We start from the raw sequence: 17,846 nt of genomic DNA, 5'->3' as shown, positions 1-17,846 counted from the left end.
AGGCACGGCACCGGGACGCTGCTGTTCACCGGCCCCGTCACCACAGGCACCATCCGCAAGCTCGCCTGCGACGCCGACATCATCCCGGTCGTCCTCGGCGGCGAGGGCCAGGTCCTGGACATCGGCCGCGCCTCCCGCATCTTCCCGCCCCACATCCGCAAGGCCATCACGGCCCGGGACCGGGGCTGCGCCTTCCCGCAATGCACCATCCCGGCCCCCTGGTGCGAGGCCCACCACATCACCTACTGGTCCCGCGGCGGAACCACCGGAACCGGCAACGGCACCCTGCTCTGCTCCCATCACCACCACGTGATCCACAAGGAACACTGGAGCATCCAGATGCGCACCGGCATCCCCTGGTTCATCCCGCCACCCCACCTCGACCCCGCCCAGACACCCCGCCGGAACACCTACTTCCGCCTGGAGTGACCCCGTGGCCGCCGCGTGACAGAAGCCCTGACGGCCGGGTGACCGCGTGGCTCGAACGGCAGCGGCCCGGACGGCCGGGTGGCCGGGTGACAGAAGCCCGGACGGAGGCGAGCCGTGCGCGTCGGACGTCAGCGGGCTGGCCGCCCCGGGCAGCGGCCCGGACGGCCGAGTGGCCGCGTGACAGAAGCTTGGACGGAGGCGAGCCATGCGGTTCGGACGGCGGCCGGGTGGCCGCGTGACAGAAGCTTGGACGGAGGCGAGCCATGCGGTTCGGACGGCGGCCGGGTGGCCGCGTGACAGAAGCTTGGACGGAGGCGAGCCATGCGGTTCGGACGGCAGCGGGCTGGCCGCCCCGTGAACAGCGGCCCGGACGGACGGCGGGCTGGCCGCCCCGTGAACAGAAGCCAGGACTGCCGGGCGGGCTGAGCGGCTCGCACGTCCAGGCCAAGGTCATGGCCGCGCGGGGGGCAACCCCGAGTCCTCAGTCCTGGGAGCCCCGGGAGCCCTCCGTCTTACGAGTTTTCCCGGGACGTGATACCAAAGCTCGGAGACTGCAGCTCGGTGAAGTTCCCGACGCTGGCACGCACGGTGCACTGGGGCGTGATCTGCAGGGCCGTCACGGTAAGCCCCGCGCTGTCCACCGCGAGCGCCCCGCCGCAGCCGTCGGAGAACCGTACTCCTTTCTCGCCGCCGCTCACGGCGGCGAGCATCTGCGAGGGCTTGCCCGACGCGGGACTGACGTAGAGCGGGTTCAGCTCGTCGGCGCCGCCGGCCCAGACAGGCACGAGGGTGATCTTTAGCGGGCTGGGCGTCACGACGCGCGCCGGAGTACGCACCTCCACGCCCTTCAGCCGCTGGACGGTATATGCGGTGCCCTTGACGGCAGGGTCCTGCGTCGCGGCCGTCGTCGCCTCGGACCCAGCCCGCAGCCATGCGTCGAGGGCCTGCTGGTCCGCCGGTGACACTGACACCTTGGCAGTGACCTGGGCTGCCCCTCCGGCCGGGACCTCCAACCCCGAGACCTTCCAGCCGCACTCGACGTCAAGGCCGGTGATCGAGGCCTGATTCCTGCTCACCGAAGCCCCGTCCCACGTGACCGTCGGGCACGCTTCCCCATCGGCCAGGCCCGGGATCACCTCAAGGAAATCACCGGACAACGGCGCCTTCTGCGCCGCGTACGCGACAGTCAAGCGGACCTGACCGGAGGACGGCTCATAGGAGGCCTCCCGCGAGATTGTCAGGCCGGTTGGCAGCGCCGCGTCCTGAAGTTGCTTGGACACCTGGCCTTCCGCGGTGGGCCGCATTTGCTGACCTGCAGGGGCGAGGACAACGAACCCCACGACCATCGCGACGACGAGCAGGGTGGCGGCGCCCGCAAGCAGTAACGCTTTGCGAGTGCGCCAGAACGGGGTGGCGACCTGTTCCTCGAGCCGGGCCTCCGCCCGGGGCCGCACTTCGCGACGCGGGATTGGCCGGGCGATGGTGGCGCTGTCGGCCTCCCCGAGCTCGGGAGCCTTCCCGGCGTGGTCATCTGGCGAGCCTGACGCGAAGGCCGCGAGGTCCTCGTCCGTGAAGGCGCCCCGGACGACGGTGGCCGAGCGTTCGACGGCGTCGAAGTCCTCCGGGGCCTCGGTACGCGTGATCGGGCTGCTGCCGGCAAGGCGGGGTGCGAGACGCCGGAGCGTCGCCGCGGCCTCACTCGCCGTCGGGCGTTGGGCGGGGTCTTTGGACAGCAGCGAGTCGAGTATGTTCCATACCGCGTCGTCCACGGGGATCCGTGGCGGGCGCGAGGAAACATGGCGGTACGCGACGCTGAAGTCCGTCCCCGGCCCGGCGAAAGGAGTGCGCCCGGCGAGGAGCTCGTAGAGCATGATGCCCGTTGAGTACACATCGCCCGGCGGGCCGGACCGGCCCTGGCTGATGAGCTCGGGAGGCATGTAGTGCGGGGTGCCGATGAGACCGGTCGTCTGGCGGATCTTCTCGCCCACGACGTCGGAGATGCCGAAGTCGGAGACCCGTACGTCGCCCGCGGCGCACTCGGGCCAGGGGCGGGCGAGGAGCACGTTGTCCGGCTTAATGTCGCGATGGGTCACGCCTCGTGAGTGCGCGAAAGCCAGTGCGTCGAACACTTCGGCGGCGACGTTGAACGCGTCCAGAGGACGCAGCGGTCCCGCCTCCTTGAGCGCGTCGCGCAGCGAGCCTCCCGCGACGTAGTCCATGACGATGGCCAACCGGGCGCCCTCCACCACCATGTCGCGCACCGTGACGATGTGCGGGTCCTGCAGGCCAAGCAGGACGGATCGCTCGCGGACGAACCGCTCTACGAGCGAGGGATCGTCGGCGTGCTCCGGGCGCAGGACTTTGGCGGCAAGCGTCCGGCCGTCGGCCGAGGTGACGGTCCAGACCTCGCCAACGGCGCCGGAGCCCACCCGTTCGCCGAAGCGGTAGGACGCTCCCAGAGCCTGACCCGTCTGTGCGAATTTCATACCGTACTCCCCAACGCTATCGATCTGATTCCTCAAGGCCCCCGGCCGTCCACTCGTTCGTCGTAGGCGCTCGTAGCCGGGCTCAGCCCTCGGCGCTCATCGACTGGATCAGTGCCAATTGCCCGCCGACGCCGATATATCCACGCCCCGCACTCAGCGCCACCGGCGCCCTGCGCGGGAGTGCGGTGCCCAGCAGTTCGCCGTCGTAATCTGCATCCGGTTGCAACAGCACGCCAAGGCGGGATTTGCGGAGCGTCTTGGTCCAGTGACTGTACAGCCCGCGGAGATCCGTGGCCCGTCCGGCCGCGATGACGCACAGCCCCGGCTGCCCGGATGTCACAGCCCCCGCGATGGATTGATCGGTGTCCTCGAAGCGCTCTGCGTCGTCAATGAGCAGGAACACTGGGCCGCGCTCGAGGCGCAGGGAGGCCAGCAGGGCCGGCACTTCATCCGTGCCGACGGCCACGCGATCCAGATCGGCGAGGGCCAGGGGCGAGCGGCGATCGCAGATGCCCCACACCTGAGCCGGCCCGCGTGAGGTGGTCGCGCCACGCAGGGCTGCGGCCAGGGCCAGCAGCAGCGTGGACTTTCCCGACCGGGCAGGCCCGGCGACAAGCGCGTGCTCGCCCTCGTAGATTTCCAGGAAAGCCGGCGAGAGGTCAGCCTCCTTTATTCCTACCGGGATGAGCCAGGGTTCGGCCTCCAGCCGGGGTTCCACCCCTAGCTCCAGCATGGTGACGTTGGAGGGCAGGCGCCGGATCGCCGGGGTCTTCGCGGGTGCGTGTGCCCAGCTTTGCCGCATGCGATCCACCGCAGCCTCGACCCCGATACCGGGCGTGGCCACATGCATCTGGAGCGAGGTGCGGGGATCCACGCAGCGCCCAGGAAGCGCAGCGGGGATTTCCTTGCCCCGGACGCCGAGCGAGGAGTAGTCGTAGTCGTCCGCCAGCCGGAAGAGCCACTTCTGCAGCGTCACCTCGTTCATGGCCGAGGGCACCGCCTTGGCGCGTGTGGTGGAGACCGCGAAGGACAGTCCCAGCGCCGGGCCGTCCGCGTACGCCCGATACAGCAGCGCCAGCAGCTGCTGCCCTTCGAAATCCTGGAACTCGTCCCGCAGCGAGGCCAGGCCGTCCAGCAGCACCACGGTGCGGCGGTGCCTGCCAGGCTCGGCGCGGCGGCTCTCGAGCTCCGAGTGCAGGTGCCGCAGGAAACGGGCCTGCTGCTCCTTGGCACCGGCCCCGGTTCCCACATACGCCACGGTGTGCGGCAGGCGTTCCAGGGCTTCGAGTTCACGGGAGCCCATGTCGAGGATCATCAGGTCCAGTTCGGCCGGATCGGCGTCCTTCGCCAGTGTCAGCGCGATCGAGGCCAGTGTGGTGCTCGTGCCGGAGCCGGCCACGCCCATGAGCATCAGGTTCCCCACGGACATGTCCCATCCCGCCGCGGACTGGCGCTGCAGCTCCGGCTCGTCGACGATTGCCACCTGGACCGTGGAGCCTCGGACGGCGCCCACCATCGGCAGCGGCCGGCGTGCGGGATCGGTGGAAGTGTCGGACGGCGCGGCGCGACGGCCGCCGTTCGGCTGAGGAAGGTAACCCTCCAGCTCCACACGCTCGCCCAGGGCCTCCGGCCAGACCTGCCGCGGCTCGGCGTACCCTGCCTCGGCGTTGGCTGCGACTACGGCGTCGATGAGCAGTTCGAGGTCGTTCTCGTCCACGGCCGCAGACCGTGGCGGCGCCGCCGCGGGCACGGGGACGCCGAACTGGCGGATCTCGCGCACGTCCACGGCAGGCCCGGCGCCGAGCTGCGCCCGCCCGGTCACGAGGGCCGTCTGCACGGGGGTGATGTCGTCCTGGCCCAGTTTCACAAATGCCCGGCCCATCTGGGCCCGGCCGATCGCCGAGGCGGCGGGCACACCGATGACGTTGTTGGAGTCGTCGCGGCTCTGCACCCGCAGCGCCACCCGAAGGTTGGTGTTCGCGAGGATGTCGTCGCTGACGACGCCCGCCGGGCGCTGCGTCGCCAGGATCATGTGCACACCAAGGGTGCGGCCCACTGCCCCCACGCTGACGAGAGCTTTGAGCACGTCCGGGAAGTCCTTGGCCAGCATGGCGAACTCGTCGATCACGAGCAGCAGCCGGGGCATGGGCTCGGCCGGGTTCGTGGCCAGGTAGGCGTTCAGGTTGTCGATGCCCTCGCCGGCCTCCGCGAAGACCCGCTGGCGGCGTTCCATCTCCGCCTCCAGGGCGCGGAGGGCCCGGTCGGCGAGCTGCTCGTCCAGATTGGAGATCGTGCCGATGGTGTGCGGAAGGCGTTCGCATGCCTTGAAGGCGGCCCCGCCTTTGAAGTCGACGAGGATAAAGTTCAGGCGCGTCGGATCGTTGCGTGCCGCGAGGCCGGCCACAAGCGAGCGGAGGAACTCGGACTTGCCGGAGCCGGTGGTGCCGCCCACCAGGCCGTGCGGGCCGTCCTTGACCAGGTCCAGGGTCAGGGTGCCGTTCTCCCCTGTGCCGATCGGCGTGGAGACTCCGGTGGGAGCCTGCCACATGCGACGGATCGTGGTCGAGTCCGGGCGGTCGTAGCCGAGGAGCCCGGGCAGCCGCACAAGCGGGGGCAGCGAGGCCCCGGGCACGCTCAGCTCCGGATCGTCGAAGTGCGCCACGCGCATTGCGCAGCGCAGGGCCTCCTCCTGGTCCAGGCCCGCCAGGATGACGTCCTCCACGCGGGTCAGGTCCTCCGGCTGGTCCACAGTGGCCGCTGCGTCCGAACCGACCCTGATGATCGTGGTGCAGGAGGCCGGCAACTGTTCCTCAGAAGTCGCGATGACGATGCCCGCCACCCGGGACGGGCGCTGCTGCGGGCTCCCATGGGCCCCGGGCACGGAGCGGCCCGTGCCGAGCAGCGCGCGTGCCGGTGAGTCCCTGCCCTCCGTGAGGACCTCGGAGTCCAGGACCACCAGCATCGCTGGTGTGGGCAGCTCCTGCACAGCGTCCTTGAGCGTGCGCAGCATGGCCAGGCTCGCCTCGCGGTCCGCGGACATCCACCGCTCGCCCGTGCTGCTGCCGGCCTGGCGCGTGTGCGGCAGCCATGAAGCCCACTCCCACTCGTCAGCGCGTCCGGCGTCGCAGAAGACGCCGATGGTCAGGTCGGCTGGGCCGACGTGCACCGCGGCCTGGGCCAGGAGGGATCGCGCGAGCGCCAGAGTCCCCTCCCGCGGCCCGACGATACCCACCACACCGGCGTCGGTCAGGTCCACGAGCACGGGCGCGGCCTGAAGGCGCGCGGCCGCGAGGGAGTCCTTCACCTTCTCATCCAGCCGCGACCCGGCTGTGCGGTCCACCTCGGGCTTCCAGGGGACGTCACCTGTGCCGGCGTGCAGGGCCAGGAAGTCGTCCGCGTCGGCGCGGCGCTGCCACAAGGACGTGGCGGGGAGTGCGGGGCGCCGGACTACGGTCGCGGGATCGGGGATCATCCGATGGCGTCGTGCGGTCTCCGTCGCTGCGGCTTCGCGGATCTGCCGCTCGAATCCCTGGAGCGCCCCGGCGAAGCGCTCGTCCTCTTCTTTGAGGCCCCGGGCGTGACGACGCTTTTGTTCGAACCACATGCCGACGGCCATGACCGGGCTGAGCATGGCGAACATCGCGAAGCGCAAGTCCCGCAGGATCAACACCATCGCCGCCGCCATCACGAGGGGCGCGAGCACCGTGATGTAGCTGAATTTGCTGGCCGGCGGCACGTCCTTGCGGCCCGGCGGGACCAGGGGCTCGCCCGCCGGGGCCTGCCCGGGGCGGGGAGGCCGGTTGAAGGGCGCTGTCGCCGCCGGCGTGAGGTTGTGCAGGCTGCCAGGCGGCGGGGCGGGCGTCTCGTCCAGGGACCGGCGCAGGAGGAGCACGGCGCCGCCCGCCGTGATCGTGGCGGTTTCTGTCACCAGGACCCCTTCCTCCCCCACCGGCTCGCCATTGACGAGGGTGCCGTTCGTGGACCCGCCATCGAACACCCGCAGCCCGTCCTCCTCCCGGCGCAGGCGGCAGTGGTCCCATGACGCGCTTTCGGTAGGAAGGCTCAGATCGGCGTGAGGGGACCGGCCGATGAGCATCTCTCGCCCGTGCGGAACGTCAATCACGCCGCCGGTGCTCTGGCCGCCGGCGAGCGTCACGCTCCAGCCGCCCACGCGCTGCGGAATCTGCCACGGCGCCCGCGAGATGCGGCTGCCCTCCAGGAAGATCAGCTCTGAGACGGGGGTGGAACCACGCACCTCGGCCTCGTTCACGAACACCGCCTCATCGGGTGCCAGGCGCGGGCCACCGGCGGCCTCTACGAGGTCTGTCAGCGTCGTGGCGGGCGCGGCGTGAGCCACGTCGCACTCAAAGCGACGCTCGTCCAGGTCGATCAGCACACGCACCGGGGCGCTCCTTCAGTGGTGGATGGTTCCCGCCCGCTCAGGGGCGAGCCGGGGGCAGGTGGTCAGGGGTTTGCCGGCGCCGGCACCCAGACGAGCCGCGGAGCGGCCTCATCCGGCGGGCGCAGGCCCAGGTCCTGAGGGGAAGCGTAGACCGGGATTGCCCCCGCGGTCAGCGCCGCGGAGCGCGAGAAATCCAGCGCCGGCCCGGCGAGGCCCTCACCAGGACCGAAGGACATGGTGCGCAACGCCGCGCCGACCTTGGACGGCTCGCCGCTTCCAGCCGACGCGGCCGCCCGTACGAGGGCGACGACAGCGTCGTGGCTGCGAGAGTCCGCCGCCCATGCGTCGGCGGAGAACGCGGCATCGCCCGTCAGGTTCTTGACCTTCGGGTCGCCGGAGGCCAGGCGCACGGCGGACAGGAATGCGGACATCCCGCGCCCCTGGGCGTCCTGCTGGAGCGCCGTGGCATCGCCGCCGGCCGGGGCAACGCTGACCAGCTGCCCGGAGGCGGCGCCGTCGAGTTCGGCGAGCGTGGAGGCGAAGGCCGGGGCGGTGGCGCCGTCCGGTATGACGACGGGGACGGACACGTCGCGGGCCTGCAGGGCCTGGACCAGCCGGGCCAGCCGCTGCGGGGTGGCGGCCGAGACAACCACGGCGTCCGCGGGCTCGGCGATCCTCGTGGACCCGGCGCCTGCTGGGGCGTCCTCGGCAGGAGGGCGCAGCTGGTCCCCTGTTCGGATGGCGGCCTCCTGGGCCAGGTCCGTCACCGCGTCGAAGCCATCGAGATTCAGCGTCTGTGAGATCCCGACGGAGGCAGGGACCTCGCCGCCGTCCCCGACGAGCAGCACCCTGTTTTTGCCGTTCAGCGCGGTGCGAAGGGCGGCCGCGACGGATGCGCCCGACGGCCTCGTTGTCCAGGTGGTCTGCGCGGGGTCCGATGGTTCGGCGTAGGGCAGGATCGCCGGGAGGCCGAGCTCCTCGGCGGTCTTTGCCGCGGCCCGGGCCGGCGCACCCGTAGTCGCCACGACGACACCCGATGCTCCCTGCGCGGCGAGCGCGTGGACGGCGGCGCGGGCGCCATCCTCCGTGCCGCGGTCGTTCTGGGCTGCGAGGGCGACGGTGGCGCCGCCCTTGGCAAAGCGCTGTGCGGCGACGATTGCGCCCTGTGCCGCCCGGTTGTACTCGGAGCCGGGCTCGCCGGACTGGCCCAGGGTGAGGACGACGCCGATGGAGAAGTCCTTCGGCAGGCCCTCGGCCTGCAGCGCAACGGGAACCGTCGCGGCTACCGGATCGGGCCGTGAAGCCTCCTTGGGACGGCTCAGCGCCACGGTCGTCAGGGCGATCGCAGCCGCGAGGACGACAGTGATGCCCGCGACGATCAGGGTCGTGAGCCCGGTGCGGGAGCTCATGCGGTGCCGCCGATCTTCAGTGTGTACAGGGTCTGCGACGTGGCGCCGGCCGGCACCTCGAGGTGGAACGGTGGCAGTTCGTCGACCGCGGTGAGTGAAGCCTTGAACTGCGCCTGGCGCAGGAGCAGTCCCGCCACGTCCCTGGAGCGGATATTGGCATAGCCCTCAGCGTTCTGCGATGCCAGTGCCAGCTGATAGTCAGCGGTGTCGGCTTTGGCGGCGCTTGTGGCCATGGAGCCGAGCAGGCCGGATCCGTTCACCGAACGGTCGCCCAGGTCGAGCATCACCTTGGTGAGGCTTGAGGACAGGAGGGCGCTGGCGCCCTCGACGTCACGGGTTGAGCCGGACGTGCTGGAGGCGATGTTCGCGAGCGAGGACTGCGTGCCCTTGTCCAGGGATGCGGCCAGCGCGTCGCTCTGCCCGCGCAGTTCGTCCCGCTGCTTATTCACCGTGCCCTCGGCGTCGTTCACCACCTCGTCCGAGGTGGACTTCAAACCGGAGATAGAGCGGTTGAAGGCCGTGATCACGGCGTCGGAGCCCGCGTCGCCGATCTCGGCGACCCGGCGCACTTGCTCGTCCACGGTCTTGTAGACCTCGGCGGCGGTCTCCGCCGAAACCTCGCGGAGGGACTTCTTGATCTTGTCGCCGAGCCCGTCCTGCTGCTCCTTGAGCTTCGCGAGCGTCGAGCCGACCCGGCCGGAGGAGTCGATCGCCTTACCAAGCGCGGCGTCCAGGGCAACGAGTTCGCGCTTGTTGCTGTTGACGTCGCCCGTGGCGGCGCCGTCGAGCGCCTTCGTGGCTTCTTTGATGGCGTCCAGCTTGGCGTCGATGTCGTCGATCGTCGTCCCCAAAGTGGTGAACGCCTGGCCGATCTCCTCGTCCGGGGCGGTGGTGTCGGTGGCCGCCAGGACCGCGTCCCAGGCGGCCGTCTGGGCCTGGATCCGATCGTCCAGAGGGTCCTTGAACCCCAGCGGCGGGCGCAGTTCCTGCGCCGGGTTTCCGCTTTCATCCGTGGGCTCGCACGGTGCGGACGTCAGGTAGGAACGCAGCCGCTCCGCTTGCTCGGCGGACAGTCGGCCCTCGCGGGGCAAGGCCCCGTCGGCCATCTTGCACAACTCGTCGGCGAGCCGCTGCGTTTGCTGCGTCATCGAGCCGTTCAGCAGCGAGCGGTCACCCAACTCGCCCCGGGCGTCCTGCGCAGTCTTCTTGATGTCGCCCAGCTTCTGCCGCAGGCCGTCGATGCTGCCGCGGACCGCAGCGGCCGCGTCCCGGGTCGCGGCGACGGAGCCCCGGGCGGACTTGATCGCTTCTTCCACGTTTGCGAGGGCAGTCTTGTAGTCTTCCGTGGTCTCGGCGCCGTCGAGGACCGCAACGAAATCGGCGCGCACCTTCTCCAGCGTGACGGCGGCAGCCTCCTGATCCTTGATCGCGCCCTCGACCATCTGCGGCTGCAGGTCCGCCACGAGCTCGTCGCCCTTCTTCACCAGGCCCAGCAACGCGCCGGTGACGGTCACGGCAGAGCCGTAAAGGGAGCATGTCATCGAGCCCTGCTCCGCGCATTCCTCCGCGGTGGGGTCCTCGGGGCCCATGGTGGCCTTGATGGCGCCCGCCACGATATCCCGGCAGCCCGCACTCACCTTCGCGTAGGCGTCGAGCTGCGAGGCCATGGTCTGGATGCTGGAATAGACCGTGGCCGCCTTCCCCGATTTGGGCACCTCCGCGGTGCAGCCGTCACCGTTGATGGGAGCCGTCGCGGGCACGGCCGAGGTGTCGCCCAGCATCGCGTCCACGGCGGCGACGGTCAGCTTCAGCTGGGACGCGGTGGTGGACTGCGTTGACTTCGTCGCGGCCTCCAGGTCCGCGCCGAGAGTCTTCAGTTGCTCCTTCAGGTCCACCATGGTTGCGGCCAGGGCCGTGGAGTTATCGCGCAGCTCGCCCGCGGTCTTCGCACCCAGGGTCTGAGAGGTCTCCTGCAGGTTCTGCCGGACCTCGGTGATGGTGGATCCGGCCTTGGTCAACACGGTGTTGACGTCCGAGACCAGCGAGATGGTGCGGCGTTGCAGCCCCATCTCGGAGCCCGCACCGGAGGAGAACGCGCCAGCGAGCACGCCGTCCGCGCTGAGGTCGGTGTTAAGGCCCGGCTGGACCGCCACGTCGAAAGCAGGGACCTGAAAGTCCTTGACCTCAGCAACGAGGCGCAGCGTGGTGCTCGCACCCGAACGGGGTGGGGCCAGCACGGTGGCCCACTGCACCACGGTGGCACCGTCCTCGGTGCTGCTCAAGACGCCGTTGGTGCCCGTTCCGCCGTCCGCAGAGCCGGCGGTGACGTCGTCGGCCCGTACACCGGTGAGCTTCGTTGAGGCGGCGATAGTCAGCGGGGCGCCCACGAGGGCGGTATCGGAGCGGGTTTGGCCCGCGGCATCGTATTCGATGACCCGCGGCTTAACCGTGAGGTTCTCCAGTGTCAGGTCGATCTCGACCGGCCCGGTGTGGCCTTGAAGCTCGGTGAGGTCGGAGCCGGACTTGTCGCCGGCCCGGTACTGCAGGCTCACTCGCACCGGCAGTTCGCCCACCGCCTGGGCGGCGTCGTACTTCGTGTCCGCTGCAGAAGAGTCGCCGGCCGCGGACACAGAGATGGTGGTGCCTTCGATCGTCTCGACCCCGGCGGCCGGGGACATGCCCACGCGCACGCTCTGCAGGAGCTTGACCGGATTGGACACCGACTCCGGCTCGGGGGCCGGGCCGCACGACGTCGTCGCGATCAGCCCCAGGCCGGCAAGGAAAGCGCCCAGCGCCCGGCCGGGCGCGATGCGGCGCCCCGGGATGTGCTGGTGCGTGGTAGTCCGTCTGGACATGATCGTCCCCTCTTCCGTTCATGGTGCCTTCAGCATGATACGGGGTTTCACTCACGAATGGACTAATCGCGGTTTGCCTGTGTCATGCGCATGACTTGGGCGGTCATGTCCCGCCGTCCTAGTTTTTCTTTTTGTTGGATTTATTGACGTGTGTTGGTAGCGTCGGCACCGTCTGGTCGTCGGCGGTTACGTGTCCGGCGGAGAAGCGCTTGTCTCTTGGGAGGAATTTCTATGTCGCGTGTGTTGTCTACTGAGCAAGCGAAGGCTGCGATTGGGCAGGTGCAGTCGATCATTAACGGTGGTTTCACGGATCAGATCTCGGCGCTGGATGCGCAGGGACGAGTTTTGTCAGATCCGAATATTTGGGATGGTCCCCTGGCTGCGCAGTTCCGAGGTTCTACGTGGCCGGAGACGAAGGCTGCTTTGGACAAGGCCAAGGAGGAACTCGAGCAGTTGCGGGGGCAGCTGCAGAAGATTTCGCAGGACATCTTCTCTGCTGGCGGCGGCGCCTGAGCCTGTATGTGATTGCGTGAGGGCCAGGTAGTCGCGCCGCTCTGGTGAGTGGGCGGTTACCTGGCCGATGCACGTTTGGTGGTTTGTCTTTCTGTTCCAGTTCTTGTTCTGTGGGGGGCTTTGGTTGTGACCGATTTCGTTGAGGTGCCGCTGTTGCCGGCGTCGGATGCTTCTCATGGCGGGCGGTTCAGTTATGCCGTGGCCGAGGCGGTGCAGTCGGTATTTGAATCGGCGGCGTCGCGGGTTGAGGGGCAGGCGGGGTCGCGGGCTTCGTATGTTTCCACGGCGAAGACGGACTTCCAGGGCCATTTCTCGGACCTGTTCGCGGCGAACGCAGTAACGGCTGCGGGCGACGCGGAGGCCCTGGCCTCAGCATTGCGGACGGTCGCCGGCTATGTGGGGCAGATGATCGAGGCCGGGCGTGATGAGGATGATCGGCGCCGGCGGAACAACGAGTGGGTCCGGGAGCACAACGACCGGAACGGCTTCGAACAGGCCAGGGACTGGTTTTTTGGTGAGTCGGAGCGGCCGAAAGCGGATCCGGGTCCGGCCCCGTCGTTTGCTCCGGCCTCGGCGGCCCTGGGCTCACGGGAAACCCCGGCGCCCGGTGGCGGGTATGGAGGCGGGACGTCCTCGGCGCGGCCGGCTGATCTGCGGTCCTTCGCGGCAGGGTCGCGGGGCCTGGACGACGGTTTGGCGGCCGAGCCGGGCTCGTTGCACGGGCAAATGTCCTCGTTCGCGTCTGCTTGCTACTGGGGTTCAATAGACGCGTCCGGAGTGATCACCGCATACCGGCGGTACTTGCAGGCGAACGAGAACGACGCGAAATGGGCGGTGACGGTTGCGGATGCATTTGCCGCCGCCGGCGGCGAGGGGGCCGTGTCGAGTGTTTCAGACGCGGCGGTGAACGAGGCGCTCGCTGCGGCGGGGGTGAGTGCGACCCGGTCCTCGTTGGCGATTGATCCGCCCACGGCGGCCGGTGCGATGCCGACCAGCGGGTACGCCAATGATCCCGTGAACACCTCAACGGGAAACTTCATCGAGCCGGAAACGGATCTGGGGTTCGCCGGGGTTGCCTCAAACGTGGTGCTGTCTCGGATGTACAACTCGCTGGCGTCAGGTTTGGAGATGCCCGGGGTGTTTGGTCCTGGGTGGGCCTCGGTTCTGGATCAGTACCTCGCGGTCTCGGATGAGGGCTGCCGGTGGGTGATGGCCGACGGCCGCGCCGTGGACTTCCCCCGGGAGGGCACCGGCTGGGGCAGGGGTGTGGGAGAGAATTACTGGCTGGCCCGCGAGCATGCAAAAGCTGCTGACCTGGCGGAGCTGGGCTCCCTGCCTGACGGTACGGTCGAGCTCCTGGTAGTCCGGGACAACCAGGGCGCGTGGTGGGCTTACAGCCTGGCCGGCGTGTGGCTCGGTGCCGGGTCCGGGCCTGGCCGGACGGCGTCCGTTCTCCGGGAAGGGCCAGCTGACGCCGGCAGTGCCGGACTGGTGACCCGGCTGGCGCATGTGCGGGGCCGTTTCCTCGACGTCGAGTACGTGGACGGGCTTGTTGCCGTGGTGAGGGCCTCGGACGGGCGCCGGGTGGAGTACGCGTACGACGCCGCTGGCAGGCTGACGCGTGTGGAGACCGGGCTGGGGACGCGCACCTACCGGTGGAATGAGCAGGGCCTGATCGAGGCCGTGGTCTCGGCTGCGGGCGTTCTCGAGGCAGAGAACACCTACGACGAACACGGCAGGGTTGTCCTGCAGACCTCCCAGCATGGGCGCCGGACCAGGTTCGCGTATCTGCCGGGCCGGGTCACGGTGGTTTCGGATGAGGACGGTACCCGCTCAAACTCGTGGATCGCCGATGCGAAGGGCCGCCTGGTCGGGGTGCTTGATTCCCATGACCAGCGTCAGTCCATGGCGTATGACGGCCACGGAAATCTGGTGTCGTTCACGGAGCGCGACGGGACGGTCACGGTGCACGCCTACGACGGGCGGGGCCGGAAGACCCGGACCGTGACCCCGGAAGGCGCGGACCTCACCTACGGCTGGGATGAGCAAGACCGCATCACCACGCTGGTGACGGAGTCCGGGTCGGTCGTCTCGTATGAGTATGCCGATGAGGTGTCGCGGGATCCCTCGGCGATCCTGGACCCGCTGGGCGGGCGCACCGAGCTTCAGTGGCGGAACGGGCAACTGGCCCAAGTAGTGGATCCGGCCGGAGTGACGGTCGGCTTTGAGTACGACGGGTTCGGGGACCTGGTCGCGACCCGGAACGCTGTAGGAGACATCGCAAGGATCGTCCGTGACCATGCGGGCCGCCCGGTCACGGCCATCAGCCCGTCGGGCGCTGAGACCCGTTTCAGCTACGACGCCGCGGGCCTGCTGGTGCGGCGCGAGGACCCGGACGGCGCCGCCTGGGCCTTCGAACACGATTCGGCGGGGCGGACGACGGCGTTCGTCGCCCCGGACGGCGGGCGGACCGAACTCGAATACGCCGTCAACGGTGAACTGGTCCGGACAATCGATCCGTTGGGCCGGGCCATTGAGCGGGCCTTCGATGAGCTCGGCAACGTCACCGCCGCGGTGCTGCCCGACGGTGCCCGCTGGGGCTTCGTCCATGACACGCTTTCCCGGCTGGTCGGGATCACGGACCCCGCCGGCCATGACTGGGTACGGGAGTACGACAAGATCGGCGCCCTGACCGCCGTCGTCGACCCCACCGGGGTCCGCACAGACGCGACCGCGGACCGCAAGGCCGGGACGGCGACGCTGACGGACGCGTTCGCATCCTCGACGTACAGCTTTGACGCGTACGGGCGCCCCAGGCAGGTCCAGGGGGTGGACGGCTCCGCGGAGCTCATCTCCTATGACGCGGCGGGCAACCCGGTGGAGCTCGTCGACGGCGACGGCGGCCTGACGGTCCTGGGCCGGGACGTGGCCGGGAAGATCACGTCGATCACCTCCCCCAGCGGTGCCGTTACCCGGTACGAGTACGACGTGTGCGGGCGGCCTTGGAAAACCACGGACCCGCTCGGCGCGGTCACGGAACTGGCCTACGACGCCGATCAGCGCGTCACTTCCCGGACGCTGCCCACGGGCGAGGTCGAGACCTTCGAGTACGACCCGTGCGGACGGCTTGTGCTGCGCCGCACCCCCGGCCAGGGCGTTTCCCGGTACGGCTACGACAAGGCCGGGCGGCTGACGTTCAGCCAGGACTCCTGGTACGGCACGCGCCGGTTCAAATACAACACCGCCGGGGAACTGACCGAGACCGTCAACGGCGTGGGCGGCCGGACCCTGTTCGAGTACGACGTCCGCGGGCGCCTGGTCCGGATCACCGATCCCCTGGGCGGGGTGACCACCCGCACCTACACGGCCACGGACCAAGTTGATTCCGTCACCGATCCGCTCGGGCGGATGAGCACCGCCACCTACGATCCCGCCGGGCGGCAACTGTCCCAGACCGACCCGGACGGACACACCACAACCTGGACGTATGACCGGGCCGGCCGGGAATCCTCCACCTCGTTCGACGGGAAGCTCATTGCCGGCGTCGAACGCGACCTGATCCGCCGCCGCGTAATCATTACCGATTACACGGGCGCTGACGGGCTGGCAGTCGAGCACGAGCTCGCGTATGACCGCTGCGGGCGGCTGGCGTCCCGCACCCGCGGCGGCCGGGGAATGTCGTGGAAGTACGACGCCGACGGGAACCGCACCGGTTTCACCGACGCGCACGGAACCACCACCACTTATGTCCGGGATGCCGCAGGCCGGGTGACCGCTGTCAGCAACCCCCGGCTCGGGGAGGCCGTGTTCTCCCACGATGCGTCGGGGCGTATCACCGCAGCCACTGCCGGGAACCTGGTCCAGGAATGGGCCTACCGCTACGGGAGCCTGTCCGAGCACAGCCGCACGGACCGTTCTGACCCGCTTTCGACCGATGTCACCCTGATCGGCCGGGACGAGGACGGCCGGATCACGGCCCTGACCCGCGCCGGTACTGTGACCCAGTACGGGTATGACGGGGCCGGCCAAATGGTCTCGGCCGCCACCACCCGGAACGGGGAGCCGTGGCTTCCCTCTGCGGCCTCCGAGTGGATGTACGACGTCGGCGGGCGCCTTATCCGGGAATCCACGCCGGGTGGCTCCCGGGTCTATGAGTACGACGCCGCTGGACAGCTCCTCGCCGTCACGGACGCTGACGATTCACGGACTGAGTATGCTCATGACGGCCTGGGCCGCCGTACCCGGCTGATCCACCCGGACGGGTCCTGGACCGAGTACTCGTGGGGTCAGAGCGGCCAGCTGAAGAGCGTTGCCGACCGCACGCCCGACGGCATGGAAACCTCCCGGCATGAGCTGTGGGTGGACGCCCTCGGCGAGCTGGCTGCTATCGATGGGTCGGAGCTGTGGTGGGACACCGCCACCCCCATCCCCACCCTGGCCGGCTTCGGCGGTGAACAGGTCCTTTCGTTGCCTGGTGGTGTCACCGGTATCGAGGACGCCTGGATCGCGCCGGGCTGGCGGGCCGCCCGCCCCACCGACCAGTCCGACCCCTGGGCCGTCATCGGCGCGCCGGCAGTCCCTGGCCCGGGTCCGGGTGGCACTGCCGTTGGTGGTGCCGCTGGTTTGGGTTCGGTGTCCGGGCTGGCCGGTGTGCTGCCCGCCGGGATCACTCTGACCGGCAACGGCGGCCTGGACATCGCTGGCCTGGAGTGGCTCGGGGCACGTGCGTACGACCCCGCTACTCGTGGTTTCCTCTCCACCGATCCTCTCTCCCCCGTCCTCGGCGCGGGCTGGGACGGCAACCCCTACGCCTACGCCGGCAATAACCCCCTCAACACCACCGACCCCTCCGGGCTGCGTCCGCTCACTGATGAGGAGCTGAAGGCCTACGACAAATCGGCCGGGAGCCACTGGGAGTACGTCGTTGCGGGACTCGCCGTGGCCGCTGGCGTTGCTGCATTGTTCGTGCCGGGGCTCAACATCATCGCGGCAGGAGCTATCGCTGGGGCATTGAGCTCGGGTGGCCTCTCGGTCTTTTCCCAGAAATCGCAGAAGGGTTCGGTCGACTGGTGGTCGGTCCTCGGCAACACCGCGATAGGCGCGGCTACCGGTGCTGCAGGTGGCGGCGCGGCCATGTGGACTAGGGGCGTCCTCGCGGGTGCGCCGGCCGGACAGGCTGCAGCAGCGCTCGGAGTAAGTGCTGGCGCCAACGGGGTCGTCGGTGCGGGTGCAAGCGCCGCGAGCTACCTTTATCAGAAAGGCGGGCGCATCAATAACGGCTGGGACTTTGCGGGCAAGATCGCTGGTGGTGGCTTCGCCGGTGCCGTAGGCGGCCTCGCGGGGCCGGCCGGTGGCAGCCTCGCCAGAGGGATGTCATTGTCGTCGACCGGCGTGGTTGCCAAGGCCGGAACGATGGCCATCAGTGGCGTTGGTGCGGGAACAGGTTCGATGCTGGAGAACGTCGTCGCCGGGGATCCCATTGACCCCGCGAAGGCCGGGGCAACAGGCCTGTTTGGAGCGGGTGCTGCCGCGATACCTGTGGGGCGCATACCGGCGTTCAACCAGACAGGCGTTAGCACGCTAAGCCAGATGCCGTACTTTGCGCCTCGGACTGTGAACGGCATGTTTAACTACAACCAGACGAATACCGTGGGACTGTGGGGAGGCGCCTTTGGAGGTGGCACTGTCGGCTTCGGTGGCGACCAACTCCAGAGCGCACTCGGATGGTGAGCAAAACAGGCCTAGAAAGGGT

7 protein-coding genes are annotated in these 17,846 nt (G+C 69.3%); 3 read left to right on the top strand and 4 right to left on the bottom strand.

What is annotated here, in order from left to right:
- A partial coding sequence (locus tag AC1DKN_RS18235) for an HNH endonuclease (RefSeq protein ID WP_476870533.1) occupies positions 1–429 on the top strand: 429 nt, incomplete at its 5' end.
- A 512-nt stretch (positions 430–941) separates the two neighbouring features.
- Here AC1DKN_RS18235 and AC1DKN_RS18230 read toward each other — a convergent pair.
- The 4 genes from AC1DKN_RS18230 to AC1DKN_RS18215 form a co-directional block, all read right to left on the bottom strand.
- Positions 942–2,915 (bottom strand): serine/threonine-protein kinase, encoded by a 1,974-nt coding sequence (locus AC1DKN_RS18230; protein ID WP_476872107.1) that lies wholly within the window; start codon positions 2,913–2,915, stop codon positions 942–944.
- Between the two features lie 82 nt (positions 2,916–2,997).
- A complete protein-coding gene (locus AC1DKN_RS18225) occupies positions 2,998–7,317 on the bottom strand; it encodes an FtsK/SpoIIIE domain-containing protein (RefSeq protein WP_476872106.1) in 4,320 nt (1,439 codons plus the stop codon).
- A gap of 62 nt (positions 7,318–7,379) precedes the next feature.
- Entirely contained in the window at positions 7,380–8,726 is a 1,347-nt protein-coding gene (locus tag AC1DKN_RS18220; RefSeq protein WP_476872105.1) for a hypothetical protein, read from the bottom strand.
- Positions 8,723–11,581 (bottom strand): hypothetical protein, encoded by a 2,859-nt coding sequence (locus AC1DKN_RS18215; protein ID WP_476872104.1) that lies wholly within the window; start codon positions 11,579–11,581, stop codon positions 8,723–8,725. Before AC1DKN_RS18215 ends, AC1DKN_RS18220 begins: the two co-directional genes overlap by 4 nt.
- A 231-nt stretch (positions 11,582–11,812) precedes the next feature.
- Between AC1DKN_RS18215 and AC1DKN_RS18210 the strand changes: the two genes are divergently transcribed.
- Both AC1DKN_RS18210 and AC1DKN_RS18205 read left to right on the top strand, forming a co-directional pair.
- Positions 11,813–12,094 carry a hypothetical protein gene (locus tag AC1DKN_RS18210; protein ID WP_028275663.1) on the top strand — a complete coding sequence of 94 codons (282 nt, stop codon included), beginning with the start codon at positions 11,813–11,815 and terminating at the stop codon, positions 12,092–12,094.
- A 126-nt stretch (positions 12,095–12,220) separates the two neighbouring features.
- Positions 12,221–17,824: a DUF6531 domain-containing protein gene (locus tag AC1DKN_RS18205; protein WP_476872103.1), complete on the top strand. Its 5,604-nt coding sequence runs from the start codon at positions 12,221–12,223 to the stop codon at positions 17,822–17,824.
- The last annotated feature ends 22 nt before the right edge of the window (positions 17,825–17,846 follow it).

The organism is Arthrobacter sp. 01N444 (genome assembly GCF_056399305.1).
The sequence above is the reverse complement of the archived record's forward strand: the minus strand, read 5'-3'. Positions and strand labels throughout refer to the sequence as shown.